Origin of the sequence: Dissulfurimicrobium sp. (assembly GCF_049968175.1) — a bacterium.
GTDB classification, from domain to species: Bacteria; Desulfobacterota; Dissulfuribacteria; order Dissulfuribacterales; family Sh68; genus Dissulfurimicrobium; species Dissulfurimicrobium hydrothermale.
Map to the genome: position 1 here is coordinate 1 of NZ_JBMFRG010000048.1, position 14712 is coordinate 14712.

Sequence of the window (14712 nt, forward strand, 5' to 3'; positions counted from 1 at the left end):
AGATGTAGTATTATAGTTAATTCCGCCGCGATCAGAAACCTCCACGATATCATGTTTCTTTTGGGTCTCGGCGCTGACGCCTTAAATCCGTATTTGTTGTGGCGCATGGCTTGCAAGGGTTCCGACGGCAGACATACCGCTACAAAACTCCTTTCAAATCTCATAGGCGTACTTCAAAAAGGGATAGAAAAGGTCATGTCTACCATGGGCATACATGAGCTGTGCGGCTACGGTAGGATATTTGCTTCGATCGGACTTAACGCTGAACTTTCGGAGCTTTTTGGGACGCCGAGCTTCTGTTCTTCTGAAGATATTGGCCTTAGTTATGAAAGACTTGAAGATATGGCCAGACGTCGCTATGCCAGGGCGACAGCCCCTGAAGAAGGGGTCCTGTATCAGGATCAAGCCAAGAATCCGAAGGTGGGCAGGATATTGAGGGAGGTAGCCGTTGGCAAGGCCGGTTATCTTGAGATGTCCGAGGGAGTCGGCAGGATATTCAACGAAAGTCCTGTTGCCATAAGGCATGTTATCTCTATCAAGGAGACCGCGCCTGACCATAGACTTACCATGGAAGAGGTCGACATAACAATCGGCAGGCATTCCATGCCTATATTGATCTCTGCTATGTCTTTTGGTTCCCAAGGAGAGAATTCCTTCAGGGCATATGCTGAAGCGGCAAAGAGAACTAATATTATTTGTCTTAATGGTGAAGGTGGTGAGATACCAGATATGCTGGGCCGTTATCGTGAAAACAGGGGTCAACAGATAGCATCCGGCAGATTTGGCGTTTATATGGGTTTTTTAAACTCGGCAGCCTATCTTGAGATAAAGATCGGTCAAGGGGCAAAGCCTGGCGAGGGTGGACACCTTCCCGGCGCAAAGGTGTCTGAGATAGTGGCAAAGGCCAGACATTGCAACCCTGGCATCGCCCTCATTTCTCCATCCAACCACCATGACATCTATTCAATCGAGGACCTGGCCCAGATAATTACTGAATTGAAGACCGCCAATCCAGATGCGCAGGTCTCGGTGAAGATCCCTGTGACAAGCGGCGTTGGAACTATAGCAGTTGGTATAGCCAAGGCCGGGGCCGATGTTATAAATTTGAGCGGTTTTGAAGGGGGGACAGGGGCTGCCAGGGAACACGCCAAGAGATATGCAGGTCTGCCTGTTGAGATAGGTGTGAGCGAGGCCAACCGCGCTCTTGTGGAATCCGGGCTAAGAGATCATGTAGAGATATGGTGTGACGGCGGCATAAGGTGTGGTATGGATGTTGTAAAGATGATCCTTCTCGGTGCAAACCGCGTGGGCATGGGAACGGTGGCCCTTATGGGTGTCGGTTGCATAAGCTGTCAGCGCTGCCATCTTGACAGATGCCCGCGCGGTATCTCTACCCAACTTCGAACCAAGGAAGATGCTGAGGCAAAGGGGGTGAAGGGTTTCACCCCACGCCAGGTAGATGAAGAGGCCGAGAATCTTTCGAGGCTCTTAAACGCCATTGGGGATGAAATCCGCATGCTTGTGGCCAAGATGGGCGAAAGGCGGCTTCAAGACCTTGTAGGCCGCACAGACCTCTTGAGGCAAGATCGTTTTAACGATGTGATAGATGTAAAGAGTCTCCTGGTAAAGCCTGTATATTCCGGACCCGATGACAAATCTCATGGATTGATGCGGATAAGAAGGCCGCTAAATCACCTTACAAAACTCATAAGTGACCTTGCAATGGAGCAATTCGAGAAGGGCAAGAAAGAGGTCGATTTTATGGACGAGCATGTTCGAAGTACAGATAGGGCCATAGGGACTTATCTTGCGGGGGCCATAGTTAGACGCTTTGGAGATCATAGCGATTACAAGGCGGTCCTCCATCTTGACTCCTCCGTGCCTGGAAACGGCCTTTCCGCATTCAACATCGCAAATATCGACACGATAGTTGAAGGCGGATCGCAAGACGGTGCGGCCAAGGGCAGCATCGGCGGCCTTCTTGCCGTTCTTAAGGGTCTCAATTGCCTGGGCAAAAGGATCGACGGTTCAACAGGAAAGAGTTTGGCTTACGGTGCAATAAAAGGCCTGTTTATCATCCAGAATTATGCCGATTCAAGGGCGTGCGTTCGTATGTCCGGGGCCGATGCGGTCTTTGGCGCGCGCATAGTAGAGAGAGTGCGCGATGAAGAGGGCAATATAGCCACTAGGTCGCATCTTAAGGGATTCGCCTTTGAATACATGACAGGCGGGAGGGTGGTTGTACTGGGGGATCCAGGCCCATGGATATGCGCAGGCATGACAGGCGGCGTGGTTTATCAATGCCTCTATCCGGAATTCGGCTTTACAGTTGATTCCTTGAAGCGAAGGCTCGCCAGAGGTGCTGATGTTATATTGAAGGCGATTGATTCCAAAGGGCTGGCCGATGTTGACGAGCTCTTGGGTCATTATATAATGAAGCTTAAAGAGACCTTGCAGGAAGGGGAGGCGTTAGCGGTGGCCGGTCTCCTTAAAGAAGCCGAGGAGAGGTTTGTCATGATTCTCCCGAAGACCGTCAAGATGATGGCCCAGTAAGATTTTATTTGAAATACTTGGTAGTATTTAAATTGATCTCATGTTGTTTAAACGATTAAACAACTACAAAATATAAATTTGTTCATCTTGAATCTTTCTGAAGAGGAGGCGCGGATGCAAGAGAATCCAAGATGTTCCAACAGAGGGGTCGGAGGGTTTTTCCATGTTTTTTGGTGGGGTATCGTTACTGCCTGCTGTTGTTTAGTAGGTCATGGCCTGGCCTTTGCATATGAACCTTATGTAAGCGCAAAGGCCGCTGTTGTCATGGATGCAGAAAGCGGCGAGATCTTGTATGCCAAGAATCCATATCTCAAACTCCCGCCGGCCAGCACGACAAAAATTGTAACAACCTTGGTTGCCCTTGATCATCTAAAGCTGAACGACACAGCAGTTGCCGACTATATAGCCGCTGGAGTTGAACCGTCAAAACTGGGGCTCCATCCCGGCGACAGGATGACGGTGAAAGATCTCCTTTACAGTGTCATGCTTAAATCGGCCAATGATGCAAGCGTGGTGGTGGCTGAAAGGGTTGCCGGTTCAGTCAAGAGGTTTGCGGAGATGATGAACGAAAAGGCCGGCGAGCTCGGTGCGGTTGATACCCATTTCAGCAATCCGAACGGTCTTCCTGCACCAAATCACTACACTACAGCATATGATCTTGCCGTGATGTTCGACAAGGCCGAAGAAAATCCAATATTCGCTAAAATAACAAAAACAAAATTTACTTCGGTAAAGATAGTTCGTCCATCAGGACGAAGCAAGAAGTTATATATTCAAAACCATAATAAACTACTCTGGTCATTTGAAGGCACAGAAGGCGGCAAGACAGGATATACCAGAGAGGCGATGCATTGTTTTGCAGGTATGGTAAAATATGGCGATAGAAAGCTTGTAGTGAGCATGCTTGGCTCAAAAGATAATTGGGAAGATGTCAGAAGATTGTTAAATTATGGTTTTGCCTCTTTACAACATGATCAAAAATCCATCGATGTAGCTTTTGAACGCAATAAACCAATTAAACATGCAATAAGAATTAAACATGCAATACATAAAAAACGCATATTGATAGCAAAAAACAAATTAAAAAAGCAAAGCAAAAAAAGAAATATAACAAAGAAAGAGTTTAAGACATATACTATTCAAGTTGCAGCCTTTAAAAAGGCGGTCAATGCCAAAAAATTAAAAAAATATCTTGCAAAAGATGGATTTAATACAACTTTAAAAAATAGAGATAATCTATATAGAGTAGTTATAAAGGAACAAGGGGCACCAAGAAAAATAAAACACATACTAACAATAGTTGAAAATAAATATGATGTAAAACCGATGTTGTTGAATTAAGGTTATTATCAAAAGGATATTTGTGAATAGGATAGATGGATATTGATTTACCTTATACATGTGTAAAACCAGATGGTTCTTTCTTGTGTCTTTTACATTCTCCGTCTTTTACTGTAAAAAATTTGAGAAAGAACAAGATATTGATGCGGATAGGTAGTCTTGCTGAAGGTGGCGTTGAGGTCGATAATTCGGTTAATTTCCCGTCCGACGATCTCGAGATAATCGGGGCTGAGGAGGTCTATGAGGTCCCAAATCCATTTCCGTTTTGGGGCGCTACCTATATCCTGAAGCCGCAGGCCGATAACAGAACATTAACTATGGAGAGCTTTAGATTCAGGCATGGGGTAGGGCAAAAAGAAGACCGGTCGCGTATTTTGGCTGACCTGCTGAAAGGACGGCTCAAAGACAAAAACGGCAGACCTTATAGGCTCTCTGATCTCCCGAGGACAATTCTGCTCGCCCTCGCACAGACAAGCAAAGATGCAGATGTTCTGAAGGCGATAGCAGAAATCTCTTGCGATATGGAATTTGATTCCAACAAGGAGCCATGTGGGCTTTGCTATTTAGAAGATGCAAACGGGAATCAGCGTCCGCTCATCAAAGACTATGAACTCTTCGAAGTGGTGGCGAATAACGAGGCGCTTCCTAATGATTATAAAAAGGCCATGGTGCTGAATCCAGGCGTTCAGGGTCCAAATCCCATAGTAGGCGAATATGGCCCTGAAGGCGAGACGCACGTATGGGAATACATGAGGGCCAATAGCTATATTCCATGGGGGCATTATGCATCAAATATGGCCCACGACAGTATCAGATACAGCATAGAAAGACTCAAGCATGAAGACATCATCGGCCTCAGGGCGCTCTATTACCAGCGTATATACGTCCAGCTTGCCGTCTCGCTCGGCATCCCGCTGTCTGGTTATAAAGATCTGTCTTTTGAAACCCTGGAGGGGCTGAGATCAATGCTCTATTCTGCTGTTAAGAAAATGATGATGACAGGTAAAGATATCCCCTTCAATGCTACGCTTTGGGGCTGGAACTACGGTTTCGATTTTTCACCGTCAGGATACAGGCTTCATGCCTCGCATCAGCAGATACACCAGCAATTCGCCCTGATACCAAAGGACGCCGTTGCAACATGCGGTGAAGGCAGATTCCCAACTTATACCATCGGTGACCAGGCGGCAAGGTTTGCAGCCCATTACCGCAGATATTATAATATTTCTTTTTTTGATGCCTATATCAATGCGATATATTCAAACAAGAGGCTCGACTTTCGGGATGATCTTCCGAAAAGTCTTGTCATATATGAAGATGAACATGTCATCGTGCATACGCCCAAGGCCCAGCGTTCACAGGGCGAGGTGCAGATAATGACAAAGGTGAGGGCTGGAAATATCCTTGAGGCCGATGCAGGGACTAGGAAATCCCTTGACGCCGCTATCTATCTGGTCATGAAAGGTCTTCATCGCCTTGGGGCGGAGATGATTACATGTTATGAGGTCTCAAAGAGGTTTGACAATCCAGACCCCGACCAGCGGCTTTTTTATTGTTTCCTGCCGCGGCACCCCCAATCGCCAGGGGCGTTCAGCGAACGTCAAGGACGCTGGGTGACCGGTCACTATCCTGAGGATTTTGCCGAGGTATTCAGGCAGACGGTGAAGGATCTCGCCTGACCGCTTCTTAAGTCTCTGCCACGACCATCGCTACACCATAAGCTGCTTCATGACTTAAACTTACATGCCACAGACTTGCACCCAACTCTTGCGATATTTTGAAGGCCGAACCGGTTAGGTTTAACATGGGTTTGCCAGACGCCAAATGTGTTATAGATACATCGCGCCACCCCATAGTCTTGCCGATACCCACACCGAGCGCCTTTGAACATGCCTCCTTGGCTGCAAAACAAAGGGCGAGACCCTGATAGGGATCCTTGCGCCCGAGATAATATTCAAGCTCATCTTCAGTGAAGATGCGAGAGGTGAAACGCCCTCCCCAGCGAAGCACAGCCCTTTTTATTCTTGGTATGTGGACGATATCAACGCCTATACCGATGATCATGGCATCAGGCCAAATGGCCGCGTTTGACAATTGAGAGCATCTCTTTTACGGCCTTTTCGAGGCCAACGAGTACAGCCCGTGCTATGATCGAGTGACCGATGCTGAATTCAGCTATTTCACTCAATTGGCATAATCTGGCCGTGTTTCTGTAGTTAAGGCCGTGGCCGGCATGGACCCTTAATCCAACATCATAAGCAAACCTAGCTGCATTCGCGATACGTTCAAATTCTCGTTCTTCGGTCTCATGATCAGGTGCGTCAGCATATCTCCCTGTATGGATTTCAACGCATTCCGCCCTTGTCCTCTGTGCAGCCTCAATCTGTCTTTTTTCAGGTTCGATAAACAGACTTACCGGTATATTTGCATCATGCAACCTGGATACAGCCCTTTCCAAATCGTCTTCAAGCCTGACGACATCCAGGCCACCCTCTGTAGTGAGCTCTTGTCTCTTTTCGGGAACGAGCGTTACAATATCGGGCTTAATCTCAGAGGCAATCCCTATCATCTCATCCGTCGCCGCCATTTCAAGCGTAAGCCGCGTCTTTATGACCTCGCGCAATATCCGTACATCCCTGTCTTTTATGTGCCTTCTGTCCTCACGAAGGTGCACAACGACTCCATCCGCGCCTGCAAGTTCAACAATGCCAGCTGCCATTATCGGATCAGGTTCGGTTATGCCCCTTGCCTCCCTTATTGTAGCGATATGATCAATATTTATACAAAGATCAGCCATCCTTTTCTCCTTGATCAAAATATCTCTGAGCTCACGCTCTTTATTTCTCATGCGTTCCGCATGGGCCTCGCCTAATTCATGATCTTCCCCTAATATGTGCGCAAGTCCATGGATCAAGAGATCAATAAGCCTCTCGTCAAGGCTGACGCCCATCTCTACAGCCTCCCTGGCTGCAGCATCTATAGATACCACTATATCTCCCATAAGCCCAACCTGATGCTGGGTCGCAGCGCCGTCAGCCTGGCCGAACGAGATCACATTCGTCGGCCATGGCCTATCGAACCATTCCTTGTTAATGGCGATTATACCTTTGTCTCCGGTTAATAGGATGCTCAGTTCGGCATCTTTTTTGCCGATGCCCCTCATGAGGATGGAGAGCGACCGTTTTATAAGGACTAGGTTGAAGCCATTTGCATTGTCATGTTCTATCCGTATCAATACCGCCATTTATTTTATTCCCTTCAACTTAAACACAGTTTTCTCCGCGGTATTGGGCGTGGCAGCGCCTTTCTTTTCTTTCGTATGCCTCGATGATTTGACTTACCAGCCTGTGCCTCACCACGTCGTTTTTAGTGAATTGGATGAATGCGATGCCATCTATCCCACTTAATATCTCTTGTGTTTCTATCAGCCCTGACAACTGTTTTTCTGGCAGGTCTATCTGGGTTATGTCGCCGGTGACCACGGCCTTTGAATGAAAACCAAGTCTTGTAAGAAACATCTTCATCTGCTCAGAGGTGGTGTTTTGGGCCTCGTCTAATATTACAAAGGCATCGTTTAATGTCCTGCCTCGCATAAAGGCAAGCGGGGCGACCTCAATCACCTGTCGCTCTATCAAATTCAATACCTTTTCAAAAGATAACATGTCATATAGGGCATCATATAAGGGTCTAAGATATGGATTGACCTTTTCTGCAAGATCACCTGGGAGGAAACCTAGTTTTTCGCCGGCTTCAACAGCCGGTCTGGTCAATATGATCCTTTTGACCTTATCTCTCAGCAAAAATGATACGGCCATAGCCATTGCAAGATATGTCTTTCCTGTCCCAGCAGGACCTATGCCGAAGACTATATCATGCGTACGTATGGCCTCTGTGTATAGACTTTGATTGAGGCTCTTTGGCGTGATGACACGTTTGCCCGAACTGATGAAAAGCTTGTCCTGGAATATCGTCTTCAGGCCAGCATCAGGGTTTTCCGTCAAGATGCGTAAGGCGAATTCAACATCCTTGGGATATAGGGAATAGCCTGACTTCACCAGATCATATAGCTCCATACATGCCCTGTCAGCAATTTCGATGTCCATCTGTTCACCCGTGAGCGTAACCTGATTACCCCTTACACTTATAGCTACATGGAGTGTATTTTCTATAACCTTTAAGTTTTTCCCGTGCTCTCCATACAACATTAGGGCAAGTTCGTTGTCATCGAATGTCCTTTGTATGTTTCGCGTCGGCGCCTTCAGTCCTATCTGTTTTGACAATTTTTTAACGTTCTCCCTTTAATATTATTTCTTGATTTATGTGATGATCTCGTAAAAAGTCATTTTATATGAGATGGCTAAGCAAAAATCGTGAATGCAAGCGTGCAGATCCTGAGGAATGAGGCTACCTCCTGTACGCCGCAGTGACAAAGAATACAGCGCAACACGGCAGTCGGCGGCTTTTTGCGATGCCATCAAATTTCGATCGGATACGATCAATCTAATACGCAAAATCATCCCCCAGCACCCTGTCATAAAGTTTTCCGACGCCATATTCCTTTCTCCTTAAAAATTTGTCCCAGCTCGGTCCTATAATTTGCATCTCGGGGTAACTTTTTTGGACATCCAGTGCAATTTGCATCTCCTTTGTGCAGCCAGTGCTGTAGGTGGCATCTTTGCCGACCCATTCAGGCGGGACCTTTCTTTTCATCAACTCGAAGGCCTTTTCAATGTCTTCCACTGTTTGAAAGCGCCAAATATCGATCAAACCACTGCGCTGTACGATCTCCCACATATACATGAGGTCATCTGCATCCATTCCTGGTTCAAAATGTTCAGCAGGGTTTATGACCAGCACATTTTCCTGCTTTTTTCTCAAATAGTTTACAAATACCCTCAGTATTTCCTTGGCAGTTTCCATCTGATGCGGGATGCTTCCTACTATGGCGCTGTAGAACACAATGGTCTTGCCACGCTGCTTTTGGGTACGCATGTGATAAATAAGGGTGTCGGCCTTGGTCCTGAGATCTGTTTCTGAAAAACGCACGGCTAATTTGTGCCTGGGTTTTTCTATTAACGTGACAGCCCCATCGCCGTCTGCATAAATGGCCAAGATATCCCTTGTAAATTGAAACGGGCCTTGCAATATGCAGTGGGCGTCGGTTTTACTCCTTAAAACTATTGCATCCACCTCTTTGAACACCCTTGAAAATGTTATTGACACCAAGAGCGGATTAAAACGTTCCTGAGTACCGTCATGAATTATAAAAAGCATTGTGTCGCTTTGGAGCTTGCCAAGGAGGTCCTTTTTTGAAATAGCGGGACTGGTTATGATCTCGGCCTTGCCTATAGCCTCTTGGATAAACGGGTCTTCAAGCATGTCAGCTATAGTGACCGCATTATAATAAAACGCCTTTTTGACGGCTATAATGACCTTTATGCCCAGACTTATAAGGATACGGATCATGGCGAGGTCCAGTATAAGTTCGCCGGAATGAACACCCATCCATAAGACATAACGCCGTTGACCAGATGACAGCCAGCCTTTAATGGTATCTACAAGCCATTGCCAACCCGTCCCTGCCGGTTTATACCTCATCATAGAAAGGAGTCCATCTTTTTTCAGAGCCGATGGCGCGCCATTTGCCCAGAGTTCGGAATGGCTCGAAAGTGAAATAAGGCGTTTTAGCTGCAACAAACGGATATCTACAGCCAATTTGTCAAGCGAGGCAAGGCTCGATGCCTCTATACCCGCAGGATCATTGAGCGCTTCATGGAAGGCTTCTGATCTCAAGATAGCCGCCATGCGGCTGTTTTGGGCCTCTTTCATCTTGGAAAGCGGACGGTCTATCTCGCTTACCCTTGTAAATATCTGAAGCAGTCTCTTTTCCAATCTTGAAGGTAAAAGGACATATGAAGCAGTCTCGTGTCTGAATTTTATCTTTAGAAGGCTCAAGAGGAAGTCTCTTCTATATGGAGATTCTATGACAGATGTCACGAGTGGCTCAAGGCGTTCCCAGACCTTCAAATATTCAAGGGCCAATGTCTCAGCCCCTTTTTTATCTACTATCTTTTCGAAGAGCTCCTGGGTACATGGATAATAATAAGGCTGCTTGTCAAGGAATACGACAAATTTAAGTTGCTCAGGGGATGCGACCTTGTGGGGAAATGCCTCATAGGCCAGGTGATTTTCGGTAAAAAAATTTGCGATCCATGCGTCTCTCTCGGGATTTTCTCCATCTGCCAGATATCTAAATCTTTCCATTTGAGATTATTCTATGCCTTGATAATTCCCCCCATTTGTTTATATAGCCTTTTGGTCAATATGCTGTCAGCAGCCTCGCAAAGGTCAAAAATAGTTTCTATCAGGTCAAGCATCTCGGCCTGACCGTCTGGGGTCCGGCATTCAAAATCCTCTTCCCACTGCCCGCTTGTAAGATATTGCATAAACTCTGTTATTGTCTTCACATTTAGCATAATCGATCTAGTTTTTATCCCTTTTTTTATCTATAAACTCATATACTATCTCACCGTTTTTGACGAATCCGAGCCTTTTCCTTATAACTTGTTCCTGATAATTAGGATCTATCTTGAGGCGCTTGATATCTTCTTCCATCTCTGCATTGAGCTTCGCCTTGTTTATATTTTCTGCCGCAAGCTGCGAACGCCTATTTTTTATTTTTTCGAGCCTCCATACTCCAAATGGCCCAAATACTGACCAGATAATAAGAAAAAATAAGGAGGGTAGCATTATAACCCAAAAAAACCACGCCGAATCGCGTTTTCTGTTTTTGCCATTGCTGTTTCGTATCGGTTTCAAGGCATAACCTTATGCTGCATATTTAATCGTGTTTAATTTGTCTAAAAAACCGGTTATCTTAGTTTGAGTACATGGTCGTCAATGGTTTATCTATAATAAAAACGACATGTGCGTCAATGGGTTATTGCAAATATTTTTTCGTCCTGCCGGACGGGGGTTATACACTTATCTGAGGATATAAGGAAGTGGGAGTTATGAGATACAATCTGTTTCTGTCGTCTATCTTTTTTGCGGTATTTCTTTTTTGTGCCGGGAGGGTAGAGGTTGTTTTTGCGAAGGCCATGGTCATAACGGATGAATCAAGATCTATGGACATAACGGTGAGGTTTGATCCGGCAAGACACAAAATCTTTGGAGAGGCTATAACGAGGCTGAAACCCTTGACGGAGGCTGTATTCCGCAAGAAAGGGTTTGATCTCAAGGAGATCAAGATCAATGGGAAGGTGGTGACCCCTAAACCTGAATCTGATAGTTGGTTTTTTAAGATATCCGCCCCCCAAAAAGGGGCCGATGTTGTCATCCGTTTTGAAAGGAACATCCAACCGGATCCAACAGATCGTACTGATGTGACTGATGTGATGAAACGATCTGACTTTGTGGCACTGCTGGATAACTGGTGCCCTATCTTTGAAGGGCTTGCCTATTATAGATTGAGTGCCACGATACCAAAAGGGCTTGTTGCCGTCTCCGAGGCGGACGATATAGAAGAAAAAGGGACGACGGATAATAGGGGTGATAAGAAATATGTGACCTATGTTTTTGATTTTCCTCATCCCAGAGACGATGTATCCCTTGTCATAGGCCAGTATCAGATAAGTAAGTTGGACTGCGGCAGTATAGGGCTGTACGCCTATCTTTTTCCAGAAGACAGTGGACTTGCCAGTACCTACCTGAAAAAGGCGAGAGACTATATTAAGTTCTATGAGGGGTTGATAGGGCCGTATCCATTCAAACGTTTTGCAGTTGTGGAAAACATGGCCCCGACTGGGCTTGGTTTTGCCACCTATACCCTTCTCGGCCAGCAGGTCATCAGGCTGCCGTTTATAGTCGACACCTCTTTTGGACACGAGATACTCCACTCATGGTTTGGAAACTCCATTTATGTGGACTATGGACAGGGCAACTGGTGCGAGGGACTTACCACCTATCTTGCCGATTACCTTTACAAGGAAAGGAAAGGGGAGGGAAAGGCCGCAAGGCATGACATGTTGATCAATTACCAGAGCTATGTACATAAAGATAATACCCTGCCCATTCATGACTTCGCCTCGCAGTTTGACAAGGCCGCAAAGGCCGTAGGCTATGACAAGTGCGCCTTTGTCTTCCATATGCTTAGGCATGAGATAGGAAATGAGGCATTTTATAAAGCCATAAAAAAGCTGGTTTCTGACTATAGTTTCAAGGTGGTGTCATGGAATGACCTTGAACATATCTTCAGCCAGGTATCGGGGAAGGACCTTTCATATTTTTTTAGCGAGTGGCTTGGTAGATCCGATGTGCCTATACTTTCCATTACAATGGACCCATCTGCGACAGGAATCATCATAGAGCAACATACTGAAATTCCATATGTGCTGGACGTTCCGATGCTTGTCGAGACGGCCTCAGGGGCGAAGACCTTGTGGAAAAAGATCGACGCCAAAAAAAATATCATCAATTTGGGGCCGTTGGATCAGGTGTTAAGTGTAACTCTTGATCCAAATTACGATATTTTCAGGCAACTTTCTTCAGAAGAATTCCCTACAGTGCTTTCCCGGCTCTTCGGTGCCGAAAAGAGGTATTTTGTAATGCCTCAAAGTGAGGTTGAAAGACGCCTATATGCCGGGTTTGTAAGATTTTTAAGACACATTGGTTTTTCAGAACTGGAAATGGGTTCAACAGTAAGCCATGACGGGCTTAAAGATGGTTCTTTTATAGCACTGGGGGATCAGGCCGCCGCGGACTGCGGCGTCAAGCCACTTCAGGGAGATATAAAAAACGGGGTGTCCGTGGATGTCAGATCAAACCCGTTTAATTCGAAAGAGGTTGCGGTTGTTATAAATGCCTCGTCGGAAAAAGAGCTGGTCGCCGTCCAGATGAAGCTCCTTCATTGCGGCAGATACAGTTTTTTGAGATTTGAAAACGGAACGGTAGTAGATAAGGGTCAAAAGACCACAAGGGACGGGATAGGACTGGAGGTTATGCCTGAGGTGTCTGGGATCGCATCAAAAGACATCTCAAGCCTCGATGATATACTCGACAAGGTGGCATCAAAGCGGGTGATCTTTTTCGGGGAACGCCACGACAACTTTGGCCATCATCTTGCCGAACTTCAGGTGATCAAAGGCCTTTGCAGACGAGGCAGAAAGATAGCAGTAGGTATGGAGATGTTTCAGCACCCGTTCCAGGTATTTATAGACCGGTATCTTAAAGGTGAGATAGATGAGAGGCAGTTTTTGACAAAGACTGAATATTACAAACGATGGGGTTACGATTACCATCTCTACAGGCCGATAATAGAATTTTGTAAGGCCCATAGCATCCCCATTGTGGCGCTGAATCTCAGGTCCGAGATATCACGCAAGGTGGCAAGAGACGGCCTCTCCTCACTGACCACAGATGAAAAAAAGGAGATCCCTAAAGACATTGATCTCTCCAATGCCGCATACAGGAACTTGTTAAGAAATGTCTTTGACAATCACCCTGAAGGCGTTGCAGAAGATTTCGAAAGGTTCTTTGAGGCCCAGGTCCTTTGGGACGAGGCCATGGCCAAAGGCATCTATGAATATCTTGATAACAATCCAAAACGGCAGATGGTGGTGCTTGCCGGTGCCGGTCATGTGGCCTTTGGCTATGGTATTCCATCGCGTCTTTTCAGACGAGGTGATGACAGTCAGGCCATAATCATAGCAGGCGGACGCGAAAATATCGAAAGGGGCATGGCAGACTATTTTCTCTTTCCATCCGATGTCCCCGCCCCCTTTTCCGCCAAGCTGGGTGTATTGCTTGATGATAAAGGCGGAAGGCTGATAATAAAAGAGGTGATGCCAGGCAGCGTGGCGCAATCCAGCGGGCTTCGCGCTGGTGACGTGATCCTGGCCTTTGATGGCAGACCGCTGAAGACTGTCGAAGATCTCAAGCTGGATCTCCTTTTTAAGGATGAGGGTTCTAAGGCGTCGATACGCATACTTAGGAAAGGAAAGACATTGAAGGATGAGATTATAGAAGTTGGGCCGTTTGAATCCCAAAATCCAGCTATGCAAGATATTCATCGCCGTATTTCCACTGGAAAAGACAGGCGTGGGGCAATGGGGCGATGAGATCGGTAAAGGTCGCTATAACTGCAAATTTTTTGATCACCTGTCTCAAATTCATAGTGGCCTTTTCAAGTGGGAGCGCCTCAATGTTAGCCGAGGCTGTCCATTCCCTCGCCGATACGCTCAACCAGGGATTCATATGGGTCGGGATCATAAGGAGCAAGATCGGACCATCTAAGGAATTTCCATTTGGGAGGGGGCAAGAGCGTTATGTATGGGGGCTTATCTCCGCGTGCGGAATATTTTTCGTTGGTGCCGGCGTTACGATATATCACGGCATAGTGGCCCTGGTATATCCCCGTGAACCACTGATAACCAACTGGACGCTTGCAGTGCTGGCGGTCTCCTTCATCGCTGAAGGAAGTTCGCTCGTGGTTGCAATTATTGATAAAAAAGATTGTGATACCGCAAATCTGGCGGTCCTTCTCGAGGACAGCGCCGCTGTATTCGGCCTATTTCTGGCAGCGGTCGCTGTATTGTTGACCAGGTTTACAGGACATATCTATTGGGACGCCGTCGGTTCCATTATAGTTGGTGTCGTGCTGGCGGCTATTGCTGTGATCCTGATCTTTACAAACCTTGAGTATCTAATAGAAAAGGCCTCGCCGGAGGAACTCCATAATGAAGTGCGTGAATACTTAAAAGATATGCCCCTTGTAGAAGATATCAAGGATATAAGGATGATAGTTTTAACCCCTGACAC

At 46.3% G+C, this 14712-nt stretch carries 11 protein-coding genes; 5 read left to right on the plus strand and 6 right to left on the minus strand.

Annotated elements, in window-relative coordinates:
- The 3 genes from ACP5SG_RS07155 to ACP5SG_RS07165 form a co-directional block, all read left to right on the plus strand.
- Positions 1 to 2553: glutamate synthase-related protein (locus ACP5SG_RS07155; RefSeq protein ID WP_428123130.1), on the plus strand; the 2553-nt coding region annotated here is incomplete at its 5' end.
- Positions 2554 to 2667: 114 nt separating this feature from the next.
- The gene (locus ACP5SG_RS07160; RefSeq protein WP_424661172.1) at positions 2668 to 3894 is read left to right on the plus strand and encodes a D-alanyl-D-alanine carboxypeptidase family protein; all 1227 of its coding nucleotides are present in this window, start codon (positions 2668 to 2670) and stop codon (positions 3892 to 3894) included.
- A gap of 35 nt (positions 3895 to 3929) precedes the next feature.
- Entirely contained in the window at positions 3930 to 5573 is a 1644-nt protein-coding gene (locus ACP5SG_RS07165) for a hypothetical protein (protein WP_424661171.1), read from the plus strand.
- A 7-nt stretch (positions 5574 to 5580) separates the two neighbouring features.
- Here ACP5SG_RS07165 and acpS read toward each other — a convergent pair whose 3' ends face one another.
- The 6 genes from acpS to ACP5SG_RS07195 form a co-directional block, all read right to left on the minus strand.
- Positions 5581 to 5988, minus strand: coding sequence for a holo-ACP synthase (gene acpS / locus ACP5SG_RS07170; protein ID WP_237888198.1), 408 nt, complete (start codon positions 5986 to 5988; stop codon positions 5581 to 5583).
- Positions 5963 to 7138 carry a pyridoxine 5'-phosphate synthase gene (locus tag ACP5SG_RS07175; RefSeq protein ID WP_428123136.1) on the minus strand — a complete coding sequence of 392 codons (1176 nt, stop codon included), beginning with the start codon at positions 7136 to 7138 and terminating at the stop codon, positions 5963 to 5965. Before ACP5SG_RS07175 ends, acpS begins: the two co-directional genes overlap by 26 nt.
- 19 nt (positions 7139 to 7157) lie before the next feature.
- Positions 7158 to 8099 carry a PhoH family protein gene (locus tag ACP5SG_RS07180; RefSeq protein ID WP_428123144.1) on the minus strand — a complete coding sequence of 314 codons (942 nt, stop codon included), beginning with the start codon at positions 8097 to 8099 and terminating at the stop codon, positions 7158 to 7160.
- A 295-nt stretch (positions 8100 to 8394) separates the two neighbouring features.
- Positions 8395 to 10158 (minus strand): hypothetical protein, encoded by a 1764-nt coding sequence (locus tag ACP5SG_RS07185; protein WP_424661169.1) that lies wholly within the window; start codon positions 10156 to 10158, stop codon positions 8395 to 8397.
- Positions 10159 to 10169: 11 nt separating this feature from the next.
- Positions 10170 to 10361, minus strand: coding sequence for a hypothetical protein (locus tag ACP5SG_RS07190; RefSeq protein ID WP_237888195.1), 192 nt, complete (start codon positions 10359 to 10361; stop codon positions 10170 to 10172).
- A gap of 16 nt (positions 10362 to 10377) precedes the next feature.
- A complete protein-coding gene (locus ACP5SG_RS07195) occupies positions 10378 to 10644 on the minus strand; it encodes an FtsB family cell division protein (protein WP_237888194.1) in 267 nt (88 codons plus the stop codon).
- A gap of 263 nt (positions 10645 to 10907) precedes the next feature.
- On the opposite strand from ACP5SG_RS07195, the gene ACP5SG_RS07200 reads away from it, so the two are divergent.
- Together ACP5SG_RS07200 and ACP5SG_RS07205 are read left to right on the plus strand one after the other, a co-directional pair.
- Entirely contained in the window at positions 10908 to 14012 is a 3105-nt protein-coding gene (locus ACP5SG_RS07200; protein WP_428123140.1) for a ChaN family lipoprotein, read from the plus strand.
- Positions 14009 to 14712, plus strand: a 704-nt coding sequence (locus ACP5SG_RS07205; RefSeq protein WP_428123142.1) for a cation diffusion facilitator family transporter, incomplete at its 3' end; no start/stop codon positions are given. The genes ACP5SG_RS07200 and ACP5SG_RS07205, both read left to right, overlap by 4 nt.